The 21,191-nt window shown below is 70.1% G+C and carries 18 protein-coding genes; 10 read left to right on the top strand and 8 right to left on the bottom strand.

Going from position 1 to position 21,191, the window contains the following annotated elements:
- Positions 1–51 precede the first annotated feature (51 nt).
- On the bottom strand, positions 52–888 hold the full coding sequence (locus OG403_RS36285; protein ID WP_329572807.1) for an AfsR/SARP family transcriptional regulator: 837 nt from the start codon (positions 886–888) through the stop codon (positions 52–54).
- 198 nt (positions 889–1,086) lie between these two features.
- Positions 1,087–1,746: a ScbR family autoregulator-binding transcription factor gene (locus tag OG403_RS36280; protein WP_329572805.1), complete on the bottom strand. Its 660-nt coding sequence runs from the start codon at positions 1,744–1,746 to the stop codon at positions 1,087–1,089.
- Between the two features lie 155 nt (positions 1,747–1,901).
- On the opposite strand from OG403_RS36280, the gene OG403_RS36275 reads away from it, so the two are divergent.
- Together OG403_RS36275 and OG403_RS36270 are read left to right on the top strand one after the other, a co-directional pair.
- Positions 1,902–2,894, top strand: coding sequence for a ScbA/BarX family gamma-butyrolactone biosynthesis protein (locus OG403_RS36275; RefSeq protein WP_442911108.1), 993 nt, complete (start codon positions 1,902–1,904; stop codon positions 2,892–2,894).
- Positions 2,895–3,140: 246 nt separating this feature from the next.
- On the top strand, positions 3,141–3,812 hold the full coding sequence (locus OG403_RS36270) for a ScbR family autoregulator-binding transcription factor (protein WP_329572803.1): 672 nt from the start codon (positions 3,141–3,143) through the stop codon (positions 3,810–3,812).
- On the opposite strand, the gene OG403_RS36265 is transcribed toward OG403_RS36270, so the two are convergent.
- The 6 genes from OG403_RS36265 to OG403_RS36240 form a co-directional block, all read right to left on the bottom strand.
- A complete protein-coding gene (locus OG403_RS36265) occupies positions 3,805–5,334 on the bottom strand; it encodes an FAD-dependent monooxygenase (protein WP_329572801.1) in 1,530 nt (509 codons plus the stop codon). The genes OG403_RS36270 and OG403_RS36265 overlap by 8 nt on opposite strands.
- A 153-nt stretch (positions 5,335–5,487) precedes the next feature.
- Positions 5,488–5,859, bottom strand: coding sequence for a DUF6009 family protein (locus OG403_RS36260; RefSeq protein WP_329572800.1), 372 nt, complete (start codon positions 5,857–5,859; stop codon positions 5,488–5,490).
- The gene (locus OG403_RS36255) at positions 5,856–7,370 is read right to left on the bottom strand and encodes a DNA primase family protein (RefSeq protein ID WP_329572928.1); all 1,515 of its coding nucleotides are present in this window, start codon (positions 7,368–7,370) and stop codon (positions 5,856–5,858) included. The genes OG403_RS36260 and OG403_RS36255 overlap by 4 nt, the downstream gene beginning before the upstream one ends.
- Positions 7,370–8,497: a bifunctional DNA primase/polymerase gene (locus OG403_RS36250; RefSeq protein ID WP_442911107.1), complete on the bottom strand. Its 1,128-nt coding sequence runs from the start codon at positions 8,495–8,497 to the stop codon at positions 7,370–7,372. Before OG403_RS36250 ends, OG403_RS36255 begins: the two co-directional genes overlap by 1 nt.
- A gap of 975 nt (positions 8,498–9,472) precedes the next feature.
- Complete coding sequence (locus OG403_RS36245; protein ID WP_329572796.1) at positions 9,473–10,762, bottom strand: ParB/RepB/Spo0J family partition protein; 1,290 nt, start codon at positions 10,760–10,762, stop codon at positions 9,473–9,475.
- On the bottom strand, positions 10,759–11,913 hold the full coding sequence (locus tag OG403_RS36240) for a ParA family protein (RefSeq protein WP_329572795.1): 1,155 nt from the start codon (positions 11,911–11,913) through the stop codon (positions 10,759–10,761). Before OG403_RS36240 ends, OG403_RS36245 begins: the two co-directional genes overlap by 4 nt.
- Before the next feature lie 685 nt (positions 11,914–12,598).
- On the opposite strand from OG403_RS36240, the gene tap reads away from it, so the two are divergent.
- The 8 genes from tap (at position 12,599) to OG403_RS36200 (ending at position 19,502) form a co-directional block, all read left to right on the top strand.
- Positions 12,599–15,034: a telomere-associated protein Tap gene (tap, locus tag OG403_RS36235; protein WP_329572793.1), complete on the top strand. Its 2,436-nt coding sequence runs from the start codon at positions 12,599–12,601 to the stop codon at positions 15,032–15,034.
- Positions 15,035–15,121: 87 nt separating this feature from the next.
- Positions 15,122–15,667, top strand: a complete 546-nt coding sequence (gene tpg, locus OG403_RS36230) for a telomere-protecting terminal protein Tpg (protein WP_329572791.1) — start codon at positions 15,122–15,124, stop codon at positions 15,665–15,667.
- A 49-nt stretch (positions 15,668–15,716) separates the two neighbouring features.
- Positions 15,717–15,932 carry a hypothetical protein gene (locus OG403_RS36225; RefSeq protein WP_329572789.1) on the top strand — a complete coding sequence of 72 codons (216 nt, stop codon included), beginning with the start codon at positions 15,717–15,719 and terminating at the stop codon, positions 15,930–15,932.
- Positions 15,933–15,977: 45 nt separating this feature from the next.
- Complete coding sequence (locus OG403_RS36220) at positions 15,978–16,919, top strand: hypothetical protein (RefSeq protein WP_329572787.1); 942 nt, start codon at positions 15,978–15,980, stop codon at positions 16,917–16,919.
- Positions 16,920–17,550: 631 nt separating this feature from the next.
- Positions 17,551–18,096, top strand: a complete 546-nt coding sequence (locus OG403_RS36215; RefSeq protein ID WP_329572785.1) for a MarR family transcriptional regulator — start codon at positions 17,551–17,553, stop codon at positions 18,094–18,096.
- Positions 18,097–18,115: 19 nt separating this feature from the next.
- Positions 18,116–18,424, top strand: coding sequence for a replication initiation protein, RepL2 (locus OG403_RS36210; RefSeq protein ID WP_329572783.1), 309 nt, complete (start codon positions 18,116–18,118; stop codon positions 18,422–18,424).
- Positions 18,425–18,509: 85 nt separating this feature from the next.
- Positions 18,510–18,836, top strand: coding sequence for a thioredoxin (trxA, locus tag OG403_RS36205; protein ID WP_329572781.1), 327 nt, complete (start codon positions 18,510–18,512; stop codon positions 18,834–18,836).
- 150 nt (positions 18,837–18,986) lie between these two features.
- Complete coding sequence (locus OG403_RS36200) at positions 18,987–19,502, top strand: GNAT family N-acetyltransferase (protein WP_329572780.1); 516 nt, start codon at positions 18,987–18,989, stop codon at positions 19,500–19,502.
- Positions 19,503–21,191: the final 1,689 nt, after the last annotated feature.

Genomic DNA, 21,191 nt, shown 5'->3' with positions numbered 1-21,191 from the left:
CCGTCTCCTCGTTCCGTCGTGACTGGACCCTGGTGGCCGAACGGCCGAGCGTCAGCCGACGCGGCTGAGCCGCTGGCCCGTCGCCGCGGCGGGCGCGGGGTAGAGGGAGGAGTCCGGACCCGACATCAGGATGGAGCGCTGCAACCGCCGCAGCGCGGCCGAGGGCTCCAGGCCCAGCTCCCTGACCAGGGCGTTGCGCAGCCGCTGGTAGGCGTCCAGGGCCTCACTGCGGCGGCCCGACCGGTGCAGCGCCAGCATGAACTGGCTGTGCAGGTTCTCGTGGGTGCGGTACCGGTTGACCAGCACGGTCAGCTCGCCCAGCAGCTCGCGGTGCCGGCCCAGACGCAGGTCGGCCTCGATCCGCTGGTCGAGGGCGCACAGCCGGGTCTCCTCCAGGCGCTGGCGCTCCATCTCCAGCTGCGGACCGGTGTGCACGTCGGCGAACGCGGCGCCGGTCCACAGGGCGAGCGCGTCGCGCAGTTCGCGGGCCGCCCCGGTGAAGTCCCCGGCGTCCATGGCCCGGTACCCGAGCCCGGCCCGCCGCTCGAACTCGCTGGCGTCGCTGGATCCGTCCGAGGTGTTGAGCAGGTAGCCGCCGGGCGAGGTGACCAGCACGTCCTTGGCGGTGCGCTGGACGCCGCCGGCCGCGTCGTGCGGCAGCGCCGCCGCGATCAGCTCGCGCAGCTGCAGGATGTACGTCTGAAGGGTGGTGCGGGCGCTGCGCGGTGGCTTCGCACCCCAGAGCTCCTCGGTCAGTGCGGCCACCGGCACCACCTGGTCGGCGTGCAGGGCCAGCAGGGCAAGGACCTGACGGGGTTTTGGCGCGGTGGGCGTCACCGGGATGCCGTTCTCTCTGACATCCAGTGCGCCCAGTACAGCGATGTCCATGCCGTCTCCCCTGGCCGTGCATGAGTAGTGATTCGCCAGGCACCCGACGGCTGTGAGAGGGCGGGATCCTGACGTAGTCTCAGTAAAAGACGGGTCGGTCGGTTTGTCAATACCAAACCGCCTGTGCGGTTTTTAACCATACCCGGCCAGGCCCCTGCCACCCGTCGGGCCGACCCCTACTCCGTCCCCACTCGGTCCCTACTCCGGCTCCTGCGGACAGCTCCACGGGGACGGCCGACCGGCACCGCCCGCACAGCCGGTGAACCGGGAACTGACCGGCGCCGGCGCGTCCTGCTGCGCCAGCCCCGGCAGCACGAGGTCCCAGAAGCCGGTGATCCGCTCCTCGGAGAGCCAGCTGCGGTCCGTCACACCGAGCACCTCGAAGCCGAAGGTCGCCGCCGCGATCGTCCGGGCGGCACCCGCCGCGGACACACCAGCGGCCAGCTGCCCCTTCTTCTGGGCGGACCGCAGGACGCCCTCGACCCAGTGCTGCCACTCCAGTCTGGGCGACCCCGCCCCCTGCGGATCGCGGCTCAGCCCGAAGCCGGCCCGCACCACCACATCCCGCGCCGACCGGCTGATCAGCTCGTGGGTGGCATCGACCAGGCCCTGCAGCGTGGCATCCTCCCCGGCGGCGTCAGCGGTGATCTGCCGGACGGTTCGCGCCGCCGCGTCCTCGACGGCCTGGGCCAGTGCCTGCTTGGTGGCGAAGTGGAAGTGCAGGGCGCCGTTGCTCACCCCCGCCCGCCTGCTGACCGCGGTGAGGGAGACCGGGGCGAAACCGGCCTCGGCGAACACCTCGGCCGCCGCCCGGATCAACGAGCACTGGGTGCGGGCTGCGCGCTCCTGCTTGACCATCAGTTACCTCCTGACGCAACGGAATCGATGCCCGGAGTCACGCTCTGCTCGCGTCAGGTTGGTGGCCCAGAGCCACTAGAAATTAAACCGGTTGGTATGTAAATTCTCCTAACGTAGTACCCACTCACACCAACTTCTTCGGGGGAGACAGGCTTGTGAGCACGTTTCGAGTTGAGGGTTCGACAGCCGCATCGGCAGCCGGGCGTCACCACCGAGCAGCTCCGCCGCATGGAGCGGGCACTCTCCAGCCCCTGACGCTGACCACGACCGTTCCGAAGGAGTTCGTCCATCGGGCCGCCGTCGCCGAGGTGATGCTCACCGACTGGCAGCGGCAGGACGACACCCACTTCACCGTCCGGGCCCAGTGGCCGCGCAGCCACAGCTTCTTCACCCCGATCGAGGGCGGCTACCACGACCCGCTGATCGTCGCGGAGACGATCCGTCAGGCCGCAACTCTGCTGGCACACACGGAACTCGGCGTTCCACTCGGCCACAAGTTCCTGATGTGGGACATCAAGCTCACCGTCAACCCCGACCAGTTGCAGGTCGGCAACACCCCGGCATCGCTCGACATCGATGTGAGCTGCACCGAGCTCCAGTGGCGCCGGGCCAATCTGGCCGGATTCCGCTGCGAGATGTTCATGCGCCGTGACGGTCAGCTCGTCGCGACCGGGGGCGGCTCCGTGACCTGCGCCTCCCCGGCGGTCTATCGACGGGTCCGCGGCGACCACGGCGGCCACCAGAACCCACTGCCGCTCACGGCCCCGGCAGCGCCGCAGAACGTCGGACGGATGTCGCCGATGGACGTGGTGCTCTCCCCCAGCGGTGAGCCCAACCGCTGGCAGCTGAGGGTGGACACCCAGCACCCCGTGCTCTTCGACCACCCGCAGGACCACGTGCCGGGCATGGTGCTGCTGGAAGCCGCGCGCCAGGCCACCGCCGCGGCGTTGAACTGCTCCTCCCTGCTGCCGCTCAGCATCGTCGGCGACTTCCAGCGGTATGTGGAGCTCGACGCGCCGTGCGTCATCGAAGCGACCCGACTGTCCTGCGCCGCGACGACTGGCGAGGACACCGTCGTGGTGACCGGCCATCAGGAGGGAGCGGCGGTGTTCAGCGCCACCGTCACCGCGCTGCGGCGCAGCGCCTGACCTGCTGCGGGCTGCCCCTGCGGGGCGGGCCGGCGGCCCTTAGCAGGACACCCGCGCCACGGTGTGGAGAGGATCGCTCAATGTTGTGGAGACGATTCGTTCAAGTGTGATTGTTTCCTGGGCCGACCGATCCGATGCGAGCACCCCTTCTGAGAAATCGCCGCGAGCTCTAAGATACGTACTCAGCGGTTTTTTTCGATGGGTTGTTCCGGATCCACCGACCGTCTGCCGGGTCGAGGAGGCACAGTGGCGACGCAGGACCGAGCCATCCGTACGCGTCAGGGCATTCTGGCGGCGGCGGCCAAGGTCTTCGAGGAGCGCGGGTACCAGTCCGCGACGATCGCCGAGATCCTCACCGCCGCAGGTGTGACCAAGGGGGCGCTGTACTTCCATTTCCAGTCGAAGGAGCACCTGGCGCAGGGCGTGCTCAGGGCCCAGAACGACGAGCGGCTCGTCGTCCCCGACCGCGTCAGCAAGATCCAGCAGCTGGTCGACATAGTGATGCTGCACGCGTACCGCCTGCAGACCGATCCCATGGTCCGGGCCAGCGTCCGGCTCACCCTGGACGAGTTGGCCCAGGACCTCGACCGCAGCGGCCCCTTCCGGATCTGGAGTCAGGTCGGCCAGGAACTGCTGGCGAAGGCGCAGGCGCAGGGTGAACTACTGCCCCACGTGGTTCCGGCCGAGACCACCGCAGTGCTGGTGGGGTCCTTCGGCGGGGTCCAGGCCATGTCCCACGTCATGACCGACTACCAGGACCTGGGACAGCGGATCTCCGACCTGCTGCGCCACGTGCTGCCCAGCGTGGTGCTGTCCTCGGTCCTGGCCTCGCTGGACCTCTCCCCGGGCAGGGGCCCGGCGGTCTACGAGGAGTTGGTGGCGTCAGCGCTCGAGAGCGAGTCGGTGGCCGTCAGCTGAGAGAGCGGACGAGTCCGCCGCCCTGCCCCACGCCCCCTGCCGCCAGGTCTGGCCGGGGGCCGAAGTACGCCGCCAGCGCTTCGGACAGCGCGTCACCGTCCGAAGCCCAGGCGAGGTAGCCGTCCGGCCGGACGAGCAACGCCTCGTACGGGATGTCGGGCGTCGGCGCGGCGTGCACCACGCGCACCAGCTCCGCCCACCCCTGCGCCTGCTCCTGGTAGCGCTCGGGCTCCCCGCCCAGGAGCAGCAGCAGCGGCTGCCCCTGCGCCAGCAGCCCGATCACGTCGGTCTCCCCCGCCTGCGTGGTCAGGCGGACGTTCTGCAGGAACGTTCCTTCCCGTGGCGAGGGCTTCCGAGTGGGTGCCGGGAAGACCGTGTCCTGAGCGCTGAGCAGGCCGCTGAGCAGCCCGCTCCCCCCGTCGGCGGCCACCAGCTCGGCGAAGAGCGCGCGCAGCGGGTCCAGCGCGGGGTCCGGGCGCATCAGAGCCAGCTGGGCATGGCTGTTGTCGACGACCCGCTGGGCGGCCGGCCGGCGCTCGAGATCGTAGCTGTCCAGCAGGTCCGGACCCACCCGGCCGAGGATCGTGAGCGCCAGCTTCCAACCGAGGTTGACCGCGTCCAGCAGTCCGGTGCTCAGCCCCTGGCCACCGATCGGGAAGTGCACGTGTGCCGCGTCGCCCGCCAGCAGGATGCGGCCCGTGCGGAAAGTCCCGGCCAGCCGGGAGAAGTCGCTGAATCTCCCCAGCCAGTGCGGCTGCGCCATCGCGATGTCGCGGCCCACGATCCGGGAGACCTCCTGGCGCAGCTCCGCCAGGGTGGGGGGCCGGTGCCGGTCCGCGGCCGGCCCCGCGCAGTCGAGCGTCCGGACGTAGCTGGTGCCCTCGGGCATCGGCGAGGCGACGACCCAGCCCCGCGGGCCGGGATGCCAACCCGGGGTCAGGGCCTGCGGATCCGGCAGGCTGACGACGCCGGACAACGCGGACACGGTCGCCGGACGGGTCGTGGAGGGGATGCCGGCCTGCTCGCGCACCAGGCTCCTGGGGCCGTCCGCGCCCACCAGGTACTCGGCGACCCAGGTCACCGGTCCGTCCGGTCCTTCGGCGGTGACCTCGACCTGGTCGGGCCCCTGGCCGACCCGGACCACCCGGTGCCCGCGCAGGACCTGCGCGCCGGCGGCACTGGCCCGCTCCTCGAACAGCCGGGTCAGCTCGGCCTGAGGGCGTTTCAGGAGCGGCTCGGGTTCGGCCGAGGGTGCGGTGATCGGCAGTCCCGGCAGCCCGGCAAAGTGGAAGGAACGGGTGACCGGCGCGCCCGCGGTCACCGGCGGTGCGAGGTAACCGCGCCGGACCAGGGACTGCACGGTCCGGGCGTGCAAGGTGTTCCCTTTGGGCTGTACCGACACCTGGTCCTGCGACTCCAGGACCACGGTGCGCACCCCGTACCGGGCCAGCTCGGCCGCGACCAGCATGCCGACCGGTCCCCCGCCGACGACCACCGCCTGCGTGTGCAAACGCCGTGTCATGTTGCGAGCCTCCCCATGCTCCTGACGTCCCCGCACAGCCCGCTCCCGAGCGGGAAAACCGTCCCCCGGTCGCTCGGCAGCGCGATAACTGGATCGAAAATAGACCGGATGGACGGTTTTTTCAATGCTCCCCGGACGGAGAGGGATCCGGGATCAGGCCGAGGACGGGGCCCGGCCTTCGGAGCGCTCGGTCTTGCGCCCCTTGCAGCCCGGCGCCACCGTCCTGGGGTCCACCGCCTCGGCCGGGGCCCCGCTGGCGTACAGGCCGTCGGGCTCGGTGTCCCGGTCGTGCGGAAGCAGCCAGAAGACGCGGCGGCGGAAGGTCCCGGAGGACCGCGAGGGCTTGGCCCCGGGGCCGAGTTGGGCGTAGCCGACCATCCGCCCGCCACGGTGGTAGGCGGGCCGGCCCCGGCGGGTCGGCAGGCGGTCCAGGCTCTGGCGCACGTAGTCGAGGTCGCCGATCTCCTCAAGCCAGACGAGGGCGACCTCGTGGATGATCTCGTCCTCTGCCATGAGGGCACTCATGCTGTCTCCTCGTCAGCGAGCAGTCCGATACCCGGGTAGTACTTCCGCTGGTTGGAGAGAATCATCCTCTTCGGCGAGTCCAGCCCCACGGCCTCGCGGACCCGGGTCGCGAAGGCCCGGGACGACAGGGGCGGTGCCCCTTCACTCTGGCACCAGGTCTTATAGGCCGCGTAGAGCTGCGCCTGTTCCGCGCGCAGCTCCGGGCCCAGCCGGCAGGCCTCGCCGAGGAAGCGCCCGGTGTGGTCCTCGGTCTCGGCGTACGTGGTGGTGGCGATCCGGACGCGCTCGGGACCGGTCAGGTCCTTCTCGCCGCCCAGGTAGCGGCGGGCGCCCTCGATGAGCCAGTTGAGGATCCCGGGGCCCTCCTCGGTGACGAGGATGTCCGCCAGGTTGTCGATCTTCCGGTCGTCCGAGACCACCCGCTCGAACGGGATCAGCCTCATCCGGCGCCAGAAGGCGAAGCCGCCGGTGCCCACCTCGGGACGGTGGTTGCCCAGGAGCCACAGCTTGTGGGTCGGCTCGAAGCTGAAGAAGTCCTGCCGCATCCGGCGCGCCTTGATCCGGTCGCCACCGGTCAGCAGCTTCACCCGCGCCTCGTCGAAGCGGTCACCCGGCTTCACCTCGCTGCACACGATGACCCGCCGGCCGTGCAGTTCGGCGAGGTCGGTGGGGTGCCCCTCGTACGGGCGGGCCATCAGGAAGCCGGGCGGCGCGGCATCCGCGTAGTCACCGAGCAGCTTCATCAGCACGTCCAGCAGCACCGACTTGCCGTTCTTGCCGTACCCGAAGAGGAAGGGCATGACCTGCCCGCCCACATCACCGGTCACGGAGTAGCCGAGCAGCAGCCGCAAGAAGTCGATCATCTCCGCGCCCTCCGGCCCCGCACCGAACGTGTCGGTGAGGAACCGGTCCCAGCGCGGCGTGGGCTTGGCCTGCGGGGCGGCGCTGGTGGAACGGGAGTGGAAATCCTTGTTCGGGTCGGGCGAGCGGATCACGCCGGTCCGCAGGTCCACGATGCCGGCGGGCGTGCACAGCGAGTACGGGTCCGCGTCCAGCTTGGCCGCGTTGAGCACCATGCCGGGGGCCGACTTGGCCTGCGCCAGCATCGCGTTGATCCCGCTGGTGCTCAACGCGCGCCGACGGTGCTGCTGCAGCGCCACGCTGGTGAACACGCCGCGCGGATCGGTGGTGGCGATGCTCTCCGCCAGGTCCCCGACCGCCCACATCACCGTGTCGTCCTCGTCGCTCTGCCAGCGGGTCCCGTCCCAGCGGTACCAGCCGAGCCCGGGGACATGCCGGTAGTCGTCGGCGTACAGGCGCACGAAGAGCTTCGCGTTGCCACGGTCGGTCAACGTGTCCGGGAGCAGGCCGGCGGCGGTCGCCTCACCAGCCCCGGCCGCGCCGGCCTGCGCCGGCAGCTCCGGGCGGGCCGGCGGATCGGCGGGCGCCTGGGCGAGGATCTGCCGTGCGACGGCCTGGGCATCGAACAGGGTGTCACCCTCGGGGAGCATCACGCCGACCTCCCCAGGGTCAGCGGGCGCCGCGCACCGGCACGCAGTCCGCTGCGGATGATGGCCTGGCAGCGACGTTCCTGACCCGGGCGCACCTGTCCGGCGACGTCGTTCAGGACCCGCTCGGCCTCGGCCTCGGAGAGACACCCGGCGGCGGCCAGACCGCCCGCGGTGTACGCGGCCCGGTTGAGCTTCTCGGAGAACCCCGCACCCTCGGTGACCGCTCCGCAGGCAGCCACCTCGGCCAGCACGGCAGCCAGCACCCGAGTGGCCGTCACCTGGCCGCCACCGGCGGCCAGGACGGCCTGGCGGGCCCGCGGCGGCACCAGGTCCTGCGCCCGGGGCGACGGGGCGGCCGGCAGGTGACCGGTTCGGGTCAGCTCGACGGCCAACCAGTCGGGCAGCGGTGCGGGCTCACGGACCGTGCCGAGCGCGGTGTAGATGCCGGCCGAAGTCCTGGTACCCGGGGCGACGATGTAGCCGCCATGGGCCCGGATGTCGACCTGCCAGGCCAGCGCCCGGCCCGCCGAGGAGCCGGTCGAGCACTGCCAGAGGTGCTCCGGACGGGCCCGGTACCAGACGTGCAGGCCCCCGGACGGGGTACGCACCCGCAACGTGGCGCTGTCCTCGGCCGGGCTGCTGGCACCACGCAGCGCCGCCAGGACCGCCAGCGTGTGGAAGCCGTTGGCAAGCCCGGTCAGGTCAACGCCCTCGGCGATCGCGATGCCCGGCAGCAGCCGCTCCCGAGCGGGCACCGGCAGGCAGTGCGCGTCGATGTCGACGACCACCAGCGCGGCGGGCCCGCAGGCGACCGCAACGCCCAGTCCCGGGTCGCTGCCCCACCACCGGTCGATCACCACCGGATCCACCGTGGCGGCGTGAAACCCGTGGCACCAGCGACCGGCTGCCAGGCACGCACAGCCCTCCCGGCGGTGCCCCTGCTCCCGGCAGGCCCCGCAGTTGCCCACCGGCGTCTTACGACCGGCAGCCAGCGGATGGACCGGCCAGCCCCGACTGGCGAACCAGTGTGCTGTTGCCCCGGCCCGATAAGGAGCGGCACCCGGCCCGACAGAAGCGAGCTGTGGTGACCCGCTCCCCCGAACCCGCAGCTCAGCAGCCACGCGCATCCCCCGTCAGCGACCAAAGCGACTCAATCAGAAAACAGACTAGCGAAGATCCTGAGACACCAGAGGACCCCTGTGGGCAGTCGGGCCCATTGGGGCAGGCACCGGCCCCCAGCGACTCAATCCAGGCGGCCCAGCGACTCAGCAGCTTTCGGTCGCTGTTCCAGCCGCTGAGAAAAACAGCAGGTCAGAGGCGTGTGAACAGCAAAACAGCGACTGAAGCGACTGAACTCTCCTATATATGACACACACACGCACACACGCGAATGTCTCCATATACCCGGAACTTCGGTCGCTTCGGTCGCTGATGGCCTCAAGGACCCGCTCTGACCTGCTGTTTCTTCATGAGACCAGAAGCGACCGAAGGAACCTTCAGTCGCTTTTCTTCAGTCGCTGCCCCCGGATCCCCCGGGATCCTGCGCCCGCCGGCTGGCCGAGTACCCCGGTTCCCTCGAGTTCCTCTCGAGTGCTCCTGCACGAGCCCTGCCGACGACTTCGAGTTCTGAGTCGCTTCGGTCGCTTCAGTCGCTCCGACCACCCCGCCGGCACCGTACCGATCCCCGCCCTGGTCAGGGCCGATGCCGTCCCGGACCTGACCAACCACCAGGCTGCAGGCCCTTCAGCGGGACAGCTCACGACACCCGGGTGGAGTCCTGCCAGGGCCTCGATCCACCTCGGTGCGTGTTGTCCGCGGACAACATTTCCCGTGGTTCGGTTCGGTTGGTGGGTGCCGGGATGTTGTCCGCGGACAACATTGCTGAAGCTGCGGGCTCCGGAACGCTGCTCGACTCTCCCCGCCTCAGCGCAGCGCCGCCGATGTTGTCCGCGGACAACATCCGACTCACAGCGACTCACAGCGTGGACACCGCCCTGGTCGGCGGATGTTGTCCGCGGACAACATCCGCCCTCCCGTCCCCTCCCGGGTGGGACTCCCGCCTTGTCCCCTATATCCCCTCCACCGAGGTCCGCTCGGTGGGCCTACGGCTCCATCAGTTCTTCCAGAAGCTCGGTGATCTCCTCCGGCGAGCAGCCCTGACGAATGGTCCGCGCCATCTCCGCCGGAGTCGCACCGAGCGCGCGCACCAGCGCCTGGGCATCCCCGGACACCACGCGAGTTCCGCCCAGACCGGAACGCCCCTCACCACGCGGCTGCTGGGGGAGTGGTTTCTCGGTGGGGATGTTGTCCGCGGACAACATCGGCGTGCCGGGTGCCTGCTGCCCCCCCGCGCTCTGAGGGGTCTGGTCGATGTTGTCCGCGGACAACATTTCCCGTGGTTCGGTTCGGTTGGCGGGTGCCGGGATGTTGTCCGCGGACAACATTGCCGAAGCTGCGGGCTCCGGAACGCTGCTCGACTCTCCCCGCCTCAGAGCACCGCCGCCGATGTTGTCCGCGGACAACATCCCCTGACGCGTGTTGTCCGCGGACAACATCGCACCCACGCTCTTCGCGCTCCCCTCCAGGCTCGCGCTGCTCCAAGTGGCCAATCCCCCGCCCTTGGCGAGCTCACGCAGCGCCCGGTCCTCCTCGCGGCGGACGCGCTCCTCGGCCTTGAACCGCTCGGCGAGATCCAGCAGCGCGTCGGCGTCGAGGGCCGGCTGCTCCTTCAGCGAGCGGGCCAGGCGGCGGCCGTAGCGCTCAGCGAGAGTGCCGGCCGCGAGCTGTTCCTGCACCACGTCGGGGAGGGTGAGCAGCGCGACCTGGTTCCCGACCCAGGAACGGTCCTTGCCCCGGCGGCGGGCGACCTCGGCAGCGTTGTTGTCGCAGGCATCCAGGAGCTGCCTGACGCCGCGAGCCCGCTCGATGACGTCGAAGTCGGCGCGCTCCTCGTTCTCGATCATGAGGTAGTCGAGGAAGTCCGCGCGGTCGGCTGCCAGGTCGTCACGGACGACGAAGTCGAGGGACTCCAGCCCGACGTGCTGGGCGGAGCGGTAGCGGCGTTCCCCGTTGAGCAGGACGTGCTCGGCCTGCTCGGGGATCAGCTGCTCGTGGGCGGGCCACAGCTTGAGGTAGGCCTCGCGGGTGACCGCCACACACGCGGTGGTCTGCTTGCGGGCCAGGCTGTTGCCCAGCTCGGTCTTCAGCTCGTCGCTGCCGTAGTTGCGGCGCGGGTTCATCGGGCACGGCGCAACCCGGTCCAGCGGCAGGCGCTGGAGTTCGTAGTCGGGCAGGGTGCCCTCGGCGACGGCCTTGGCACGGCCCCGCTCGCTGCGCGGCGCGCGCGTCCCGCCGAAGCTCCCGGCCCCGACGCGGTCGGCTACCCGGCTCATGCGGCAATCCTCCTTGCGATGGCGCGCATCGCGTCGGCCTGCTCACTGTCGGGGGCCCAGATGAGCAGGGGGGTCTTGGTCCGGACGGCTTCGCGCTGATCCTTGAGGTCGTTGACGACGGCGATCACCTCGGGCTCCCCGATGGCCTTCCAGTTGTCGAGGGAGGAGGTGAGCACGTAACCCTTGCGGATGTCGTACAGGTTGACGATGAATCCGAGGTCGCAGATGTCGATGTCGAGGTCGTCGCAGAGGGCGTCGATCTGCTCGCGAAGCAGAGCGTAGGCATCGGCGGAGGAGTCCTCGGCCTGGACCGGAATGATCAGGCCGGAGCTGCGGCTCTCCTCACCCTCCCGGGTGCGCGCGTAGTAGAGGGCGTTGTCCATCGCGTAGCCGAGGGACGGCGGGCAGTCGACGAGGATGAAGTCGTAGTCGGCGTCGAGGCCGGCCAGCGCCTTCTCCAGGGCGGTCTCCTTGACCCGCACCTCGCGGGAGGTGACCAGCTTCGCGTCGAGCAGGAATCCGTCGGTGCAGGCAGGCAGCAGGAACAGCCGTCCACCGAAGGCCTCGCCCTCGATCGGCAGGACCAGGTCCCTCAGATCGCCCTGGCGCTCGCCGACCATGTGCTTGACCAGGCTGTCGCCCTTGAGCGGCAGGTGCTCGTGACCGAGCTGCTTGGTGAGGTGCCCCTGCGGGTCGAAGTCGACCATGCAGACCTTGAAGCCCATCTCAGCCAGTGCTTGGGCGACGCCGGCGGTCAGGGCAGTCTTGCCGACCCCGCCCTTCTGGTTGCCGACCGCGATCCGGCGGGCCCCGGCTGCTCGCCGCTCGCGCCGGGGGAGCGGGTGCGAGTCCAGCCAGAGCCGGATCGACTGCGCGAGGGCCTGGTTGTAGGCGACCCTCAGTTCGGAACAGTCACCCCGGAAGGTGGCGAGCAGGTCGGTGGGGACGTACGTCGAGAAGGACTGCGCACCGGACGTGTCGATCGTCGGCAGCGGCTTGGCCGCCGTCTTCCAGGCCTTGATGCCTTCGGTCACGGCGTCCTGGATGTCGACGCCGACCGTCGCGGCCCGGATCTTGAGTTCGCGGCGAAGCTGCGGGGGGATTTTGGTAACTACCTTGTCCCGGCCTTCTGGGGTGATTGCGGTGACCATAGGGGGAGTTTACTAACCGCAGTGCCCGATTCAAGCCGCCGCCCCTATGACGAAGCGTCTCTTTCGTACCATTTCGACCAGTTGAACACCTGAGAGTCCGTCATCAGAGCCGAGATGTTGTCCGCGGACAACATCTCCCCGGTGTGTGTTGTCCGCGGACAACATCGGTGACGCCGTGCTGAGGCGGGGAGAGTCGAGCAGCGTTCCGGAGCCCGCAGCTTCGGCAATGTTGTCCGCGGACAACATCTCAACCGAAAACCCACTGCCTCAACAGCCGCTGAGCCGAGTCCCCAGAGCCGGCGGATGTTGTCCGCGGACAACATCCCGCTCGCCCCTCCAAGCTCAGGAACACTGCCCAGCCCCACCCGCCCCGCCGGAAGGCCACCGATGTTGTCCGCGGACAACATCCCCCCACGCAGATGCCTACCGCTACCCCGCGCCAGGTCAGCCCAGCTGATGTTGTCCGCGGACAACATCAGCGCCCCAGCCGCACGTCGCCAACACCTCCCCCGGCGCCCCACGGCAACCGCCCCCCTGCGCTGCCCGGCCCTGGGATGTTGTCCGCGGACAACATCCCAGGGCCGGGCAGCAACCTGTCGGACGACAGCATTTCCATCCATTCAGCTTAGGGACACATTAGATCCATCATTAGATCCAGGCTAGGCTGGAGATCAGGAGGTCAGCCATGTCTGATGAGGTGGACCCGGTCGCCGCGCTGCTCGCGCAGGTCACCGAGGAGGAGCTGCCGCCCCCGGCTGAGCGGGAGCGACTGCGCAAGGCTGCGAGACTCACCCGTCCCCAGGTCGCGAAGGCGATCGGGGTGCGGGAGGAGACGATCTGGACGTGGGAGAAGGGCCGGACCGAGCCGCGTCCGCCGCAGCGCGGGGAATACGCCCGGCTGCTGCGGGGCCTGGCGGAGAAGTTCCCCGCACCGGCCGAGCCCGTCGAGCCCGTCGCCCCCGTCGAGGCCTCCGAGCCGGTCCGCCAAGCGGCCCCTGCCCCGCAGGCCTTCGCCGATGTCGTGCAGCCGGTGATGCTCGATCAGCTGCCGGACGGGTCGCTGGTGATGGGGGAGCCGGCACCGTGCGCACGGTGCGGAAACCCGTCGGTCTACCGGGCCGGCGGCGTGCCGATCCACCTCGGTGGCTTCTGCCGACCGGGCACAGCCGTACCCGCCGTACCCGCCGCGCAACAACAACAGCAACAGCCCGCCCCAGCCCCAGTGGCTCAGTCGGCGGCGCCGCAGCGCCCAGCCACCACATCGGCCCCAGCCCGGCGCCCGCCGTCCGCGTCCCCAGCCCCAGCCCCAGCCCCAGCCCCAGCCCCAGCCCCAGCCCGACCGTCGTCCCCGTCCCGAGCTCGCCAGTCATCAGCCAAGAAGCAGCCGGCCCCGACCGCAGCTGCGGCGGACTGGGAAGTCGCGGCAGCCACCCGCTTCCCGCACGGCCCGCTGGCGGTGCTGGACGTGGCGCCGTCGGGGCGCGCGCTGGTCGCCCACCTGTCGAACGGTCAGCCGGCCGGCCCCGCCGAGGCCGGAGTGATCGGCCGAACCCTGCCGGAGGTGGTCGAGTGGGCGCTGACCGCGGGCCTCGGCTCGCCGCGCCTGCACCGGCACGGCAAGGACGGCGACCCGCTGGTCGTCCTGACCGACGCGGCGGCGGCCGAGCTCGGCCTGCCGAAATCCGGCCGAGAGAAGGGCGACTTCGACCAGCGGACCAACCGGGTGCCGGACAACCACAAGGTGGTGAAGGCCCTGACCAAGGCCGGCTGGCTGCTCACCCAACGGGGTCTGGGGCCATGGGCGCGGATCTACCGCACCCCCGAGGGCGGCAAGCGCGAGTGTGTGCAGCTGTGCGTGCCCATGTGGGGCGCGCTGGCCTCGGGCGGCTGGCAGCTCCCCGACGGCCTGGACGCTGCGGGCCTGGCCCGGCTGCTCGGCGCCTACGCCACCCGCGTGATCACCCCGCGCGGGTCGACCGCCGTCTCCGGCCTGGAGCTGATGACCGCGCTGCGCCCCCCGACCCGCGCGGTGCGCACTGAGGCCGGCTGGACCTCGGGTCTGGTCGAGGGCTCGCTGCACCAGGCTCTCGACCCGGCGCCGCCGGAGGCCCCGGACGAGCACCCGATCGCCGAGGGCCGCGAGCGCGGCGACGTCATGGACGAGGAGGCCTGGGACTGGTTCCGCCCGCTCGACGAGGTCGGCGACCTGGAGCGGGCGATGCCGTTCGGCGTGGGCCTGGACGTGAACACCGCCTTCCTCGCGGCCGCCGGGCGCCTGGTGGTCGGCCTGTCCGAGCCGGTGCACGAGCTCGAGCCGGCCTTCGACCGCAAGCTGCCGGGGGTCTGGCTGGTCGACCTGTCCGGCGTCGAGCTGGACCCGCGGCTGCCCAACCCGTTCACGCCGTCCGGCGAGCGGCCGACCGGTCCGGGCTGGTACGCGACGCCGACCGTGGCCTACGCGCTGGAGCTCGGCGCCCGCATCGCCCCGCTGGAGGGCTGGCTGCGCCACGAGAGCGGGCCGTATCTGGACCCGTGGCACACCCGGTTGCGCGACGCGTACGTCACCACCATGGCGAACCTGGGCGTGCCGCTGGACCTGGCCGACCGCGACCCGCACCGGTTCCTGGAGGCGATGGCCCAGCTGAAGGAGAACGGCGACCCGGTGGAGACCGCGCTGTTGACCGCGGTCAAGGCGACCGCCAAGGGCGGGATCGGCAAGATGCGTGAGCGGCCGCGCGGTCAGGGCTACCGGCCCGGCCAGCGCTGGGGTTCCCTGGAGCGCCCGACCTGGCGCCCCGACATCCGCGCCGCCGTGATCTCCACCGCCCGGGTCAACTTCCACCGCAAGCTGCTGCGCACCGCCCAGCACACCGGCCGGTACCCGATCGGCGTGCTCTCCGACTGCGCGCTCTACGCCTCCGCGGGCCCCTCCGCCCTGGACGTCCTGCCACTCACCCAGGACGGCAAACCGGTCTCCGGTGCGCTGCGCCTGGGTGTGAGCCCGGGGCACGTGAAGTTCGAGGGGGCCCGGGCGATGCCGGAGCTCCTGGAGCTGATCGCCGACGGGGTGAACCCGGCCCGGCACATCAAGAAGAGCGGCGCGGTATCCGACGACGAGTAGCAGCCGGCTGACGACGCAGCACGGGGCCGGGAACCATCCCGGCCCCCAACCGACCAACGGGCGGCAGCGCCGCCGGAGGAGAACCCCGTGGGGGAGATCGACGAGGCCTTGGAGCGGGTTTCGCGCACCAGGCCGATCCCGCAGTCCCTGAGCGCCCGGCTGCACTTCCTGGTGCGGACGGCCAAGGGCTCGACCAAGAAGGTCGCCCAGGAGCTGGGGGTCAGCCAGCGCACCGTGCAGCGCTGGCTCAAGGGCACCAGCGTCCCGAAGCCGGCCGCCGCGAAGAACATCGAGCAGCAGGTGCGGGCGAAGTGGCAGCCCCGGGTGAAGGACCGCACCCGCAAGGCGGCGCTGAAGAACGGCTTCGTGCTCCACGTCCAGGCCCAGTTCGGCTACCAGTCGGCAGCCGGCAGCACGGACGATCCGCGCCTGCGCACCATCACCCAGAAGCTCCCGGGCGAGGTCGCCCGCCGCCTCTACGAGGCGATCGACGCCGGCGCGAGCCAGGCCCAGCAGGAGCAGCTGCTCGCCGACGCCCTCCAGGAGCACTACTTCAAGGACGGCGGGCGCCGCGCCAGCGGGCTTGTCACCGAGATCAACGGACTCCAGTGGGCCGACTTCGAGGTCGACTGATTCCTGACGTGGTGGTAGGTCGAGGTCATTTGGGCTGCGAGACTGGGGCATGACCACCGATCGCCGTCCCCTGGGACTGCCCACGTTCTCCGAGCCCGCCACCGACGCCCCCGCCGCGAGTGGTGATCGGTGCCGCCTGCCGGCCCAGCCGCAGGGTGCGGACTTCCGCGAACCCCCGAGCGAGGAGATCCCGGCACCGCCTGTTGTCCGCCGCCCGCTCGCCGTCGGCGGAATCGCGTTCTCCGACCCGGACGGCCAGATCTGACCCTGGCGCTGTCCGGCCGCCGTGGCGGTACCTATGATCACGATCATGGATAACGACGCGCGTCGAATCGAGGCGCCGCAGACCGAGCCGCGCTGCCCGGAGTGCCAGGCGGCTCTGCGGGCGACCGGCCCCGGTCGCCGGCCGGTCTACTGCGGCCGGGCCTGCTCCTCCCTGGCCTACCGCAGACGCCACCGGCAGAAGCAGCAGGACGCCGTCGCCGACGCACTGATTTCCTCGCGCGTCGAATCACCCGGCGATGCCGAGGGTGGCGCCCAGGAGTTGCTGGAGGTCGCCCGGAGCCTGGAGCGCTTGGCCGTCCGCTTCCTCGACCGCCTGGAGGCCTCGCGCCAGGACGACCCCGGCCCGGATGCCGACCGGGCGCTGGAGGCGCTGGAGACCGGCGTCGCCAGCGCGACGCAGCGCCTGCTGCGCACGGCCCACGGGCTGCGCCAGGAGCTGACCGTTGCCCGCACCCCGGCCGAGCACGAGTCGGGCACCGGCAGACCAGGCATCAAATCCTCGCGCGTCGAATCCCAGGATGGCGCCAAGTCCTCAATTCCGACGCGCGTCGAAACAGCGAACGACCACGGATCACCTGTTTCGACGCGCGTCGAAACCAGCCACGCTCCTGCCGCCGAGTCGCCCAGCATGGAAGCCGTCCCGGCCGGGGCCCGGTTCGCGCTCTCGCCGCAGCGGTCGATCGACAACGCCCCGACCCGACGCGGTCTGGGCGAGCCGCAACGCTCCTACCACCTCGGCGGTGCCATGGTGCTGCTCACCTGGCCGCAGACGCCCGGTGTGCAGGCGGTCGAGCGCGGCGGTCACCTGCTCGGCTGGGTCGAGAACGACGTCGTCGCCGCGGCCCCCGAGGGCTGGACAGCGGTGATCGACGGTCGGGTGGTCATCGACGCGGACGACAGCCAGCCGGTGCTGTCCCGGGAGCCGAAGGACGCCCTGGTCCTGCTCCGCCTGGTGGTCGACCAGTAGCCGGCTGCCGGATGCACTGGACGTGATCGCTGCCCGCCATCCCCGCCACCAGGACAAGCACTCACGCCGACGGACCGGCAACCCGTTGTCGGTCCACCACACTGCCCTCCGGCACGGACGATCACCCAATAACGGAGGAGCACGGAAAGGGCCCCCAGGGCCCGTTCGCGGCGGCAGCCGCGATTCCGTGATCGGCGCCGTAACCTCCGGTTCGAGCGGTGGCGAGGCCTGCGGCAACCGCCCGGCCCGGGCAGCGGCAGCGGCACGGACAGCCGGCCCGCCGGAGGCCGCCGTGACAGCAACCGGAGCAGGCGTTCCGCAGCATCCCCCGGCGTTGTCGCCGAGTAGTGAGCCGCACCTGCCGCTGTACCTCAGCGATAGAGGGTGCAGAGCCTGAAACGTGCTCTGACCTGCAGAAACATTGGTTTCTGATCCGATCCTGGGATCGGGTAACCCGATCCCAGGATCGGATCACCCAAGCAATGAGTACATGTATCTCTCGGCAAGGTGACCCGACCTCAGGGTCGGGTCACCTTGCCGATTCGTACATGTAAGGTGAGTGCAGACAAGCCGATCCTGGGATCGGATCACCTGTCCGTCACGCCAAGGCCGCACGAGGAACGGAGTCCTGATGGCCCACCGGCCGACCCGGCTCATCTATACGGACACCGGCGAGCCCGTCCCGCACGCGGACTTCGGCTACGGCGGTCCGTACGGCACGTTCAGCCTGGTCCGCTTCGTGGCGCTCTGCTCGCGTGCCTCCGGCCGCACCGACGCCGAGATCCGCGTCGTCACGTGGTACTGCGGCGCGACCCTCCTCAAGCCGGAGCTGGTCAACCGCACGGTCGTCGACATCGGCAAGGAGCTGGGCTTCTCCTCCGACGCGCTCAGCCGGATGATCCGCAAGCTGGTCAAGGACCGCCTGCTGCGCAAGTCCGGCAGCGTCGGCCGAAGCCCGTTCTACGAGATCACCCCGTACCTGGTCTACCGGGGCAGCGGGTATGCGCACCGCGAGCAGCTGAAGGGGTGGAACCCCCCTCACATCAAGGGCCTGACCCAGGAGCCGGAGGGCTACCTGCTGGTCACTCCGGCCGAGGATGATGATGTGCGGCCGGAGAACTTCCTCACCCACATCAACTCCGCCGCCCGCGCGATTCGGGCTGTCCAGAGTGCCTGAGCCGAGGAGAATGGCAACCGTGAGCGACACCCGCGACGAGGTCCGCGCCCTGGTCGGCCGCACCAAGGACCTGAACCCCAACCAGCGGCTCCTGCTGGCCTTCTACGCCACGCTGCCCGCAGGCAAGGCCGGTACCCAGCAGACCGGGCAGGCCCTGGCCGAGGAGATGGGCTGGGCCCCCACGGTCTTCTCCCGCACCCGCAAGGAGCTCGTCGAGGCCGGCTGGCTCGACGAGTACGACCGCTTCAACAACATCCGCTACTTCCGCCTCAGCGACCACGCCCTCGGGCGCCGCTCGAAGGTGGTCCGGCTACGCCACGTCGGCTGACCGCGCTCGCCACCGGGGTTCAGGGCAGCCAGCCGTAGCGGTGTAGACGAGGTTCCACAGCAGAGTCCCGAGCAGAGGAGGCGCAATGGCGCTGAAGAGCGTGACCGACACGAGTTTCGATGAGGATGTCCTCAAGAGCGACAAGCCGGTCCTGGTCGACTTCTGGGCAGAGTGGTGCGGCCCGTGCAGGCAGATCGCGCCGAGCCTGGAGGCGATCTCCGCGGAGCACGGCGACCAGATCGAGATCGTCAAGCTCAACATCGACCAGAACCCGACGACTGCCGCGAAGTACGGCATCATGTCCATCCCGACGATGTCCGTCTTCCAGGGCGGAGAGGTCGTCAAGACCATCGTCGGCGCCAAGCCGAAGGCCGCCATCGAGCGGGACCTGGCCGAATTCATCCAGAGCTGACCCGTCATGGCGCCGCCTGGTACCGACCCTCTCCCGGGAACGCACCAGGCGGCCGACGTGGGCCGGGCCAGTGTCAGTAGCTGAGCAAGCTCTGCATCCGTAGCACTCAATTCACGAGGACCGGCCGCCGCAACTGGCTATGCTCGCGCGATGACCCACATCCGATTGATGCTCGAAACGGACATAGCCACCGTCTCTGAGATCCGGGTAGCCGGCTGGCAGTCGGCATACGAGGGCATCATCCCGAAGACCTACCTCGACGGCATGAGCACCGAACAGGACGCCCGCAGCCGTCTGGAGGCCTTCAGATCGCCGGGGCGCCGAGCAATCGACCTGGTCGCAGTCGACGCCACCGACACACCACTCGGGTGGCTGTGCTTCGGCCCCTACAAAGGCGACGTCGACGTCCCCGAAGCGGCCGGCGAGATCTACGCCCTATACGTCCGCCCAGACCTCATCGGCACCGGCATCGGCCGCAGCCTCCTCCAGGAGGCCCACCGCCGCGCCGCACAGCAATATCGCGTCATGCTGCTGTGGGTCGTCCGTGACAACCGACGCGCCAGAGATTTCTACGCCGCAGCCGCGTACTTCCACGATGGCGCGACCGCATCCGAGGACTACCAGAACCAATCGGTCATTGACGTGCGATACCGGCGCCAACTGTAGGACAGTGCACATCCGCAGTTCGGCCAGAGCGTTGTCGTAGCAGATTCCGGTCCGCCCGACGGATTGCCGGATACCGAGTCCGTCGAGTGTTCCGGAGAACTGGGCCGAGGTGTAATTGCTGCCGCGGTCCGAGTGGAAGATGGCATCCCGGGCAGGAGCGATTCCGCCGGCTCCGCCCCCCAGGGGGACCCGACCCGGCCCTCAGATCAAGAAACCGTCAAGGAATCTTGACTTCGACGTCCGGAGTGACAGTCTCGAGGGAAGCGAAACACAGGGGAGGAACCGATGGACGGTCAGGGCGGGGGCGACTCCTTCATGTGGGTCGGCCAGACGGTTGGTCGAGACGCCGTACGGCCTGAGGACATGCGCACACGAGGCCGCGCAACCCCGCGCTGGGTACTCCTGGCGGTGCTGGCGGTCGCCGCACTCGCCCTGCTGATCCCCCTGGTGCTCTGACGCGCGTCACCCTCCGTCAACAAGCTGCACGTCGGCAAGCACGAGCCCAGAGAACGGGTCCTGCGTCAAAGCGCTGAGCCCTTCCGCCTCCATGGTCCCCGCAGGGCCCGTCTACAGCACCGAGCTGGCCCTCGACCTGAGCCTGCTGCTGATCTGCCTGCCCCGAACGGATCCTGCGGCCCGCTCAGGCGGCCATGGCTCTGCATGAGGCCGTGGCTGCCGTTTCAGCGGTGTCCGGGGATGTGTATGGATTTTGGCGAGGTTTCTCGATGGCCGGTTTTTGATTCGGATGGATGGTGGATTCTCGCTCTGGCTCGGGTGGGTTTTCAGGACCGGACTCATTGAGAAAGGGGCGGGGTGTTTTCGGCTGGGTTCGCATGGGTTGTGGGGCGGGATCGTCTGACAGTAGGAGTTCTGATACACGGCCAGGGGAGACGCGAGACGGTTGACCTCGGGATGTGGTGGTCGGTCAGGGGGGCGTAGTGCCAGGTGGACCCGGCCCGGACGGACGGTGGCCCAGGTCCCCTGCGGCTGGCCCGCCCGCGTCCCAGTCAGCTGTTTGAAGCTTCAAAACAGTGCTGCTCAGTTGCTCTGATATGGGCTCAGTCGCCAAGGGCCGTCGGAGGGGAGTGGGGGCGGCTCGGGAGGGGAGCGGAGCGGAGGCGACCAGGTCCGGCGAAGCCGGGCCGGCCTGACCGGAGGTCGGGCCACTGAGCTGGTCCTGGGTGATTGAAAGCCTTGTCTGGAGGGTTGGTTGAAGCCGTGATCAACGATGAGATTGGGGTTCGGCCATCCGGGGCTGGCTGTGGAGGGGAGGGGAGCGGCTCTGGGCCGGCGCGGAGTGCCGGGCTCCACTCGGGTGGGGCCGGGGTGGGGCGGGTCCGTGTGTGCGGGAGTGGGGGTCTGGGGGGAGGGAGGGTGTCTTTTCTAGTTTGCTGTTTGTAGGTCTAGGACAGTGGGGGCTGGTGTTTTGAAGTGGGCTCAGCTGTTGAGGGCCGTGGAGCGAAGCGAAGCGGTTCGGGAGGGAGTGGGAGCGGCCCTGGAGGGGAGCGGCTCGGGAGGGGAGCGAAGCGGACCGACCAGGCCCGGCGAAGCCGGGCCAGCCTGACCGAAGGTCAGGCCACCGAGCCCCGAAGGGGCGAGAGGCTCGCCGAAGGCGAGCCCGGACCCGCGGCGCGGGTCCGCCACCGCGCGAAGCGCGGTGCGCACGGAGGGCCGAAGGCCCGTAGGGAC

Origin of the sequence: Kitasatospora sp. NBC_01266 (assembly GCF_036242395.1) — a bacterium.
In the GTDB taxonomy this organism is placed as follows: Bacteria; Actinomycetota; Actinomycetes; order Streptomycetales; family Streptomycetaceae; genus Kitasatospora.
This window is presented reverse-complemented; position numbering and strand designations above follow the sequence as displayed.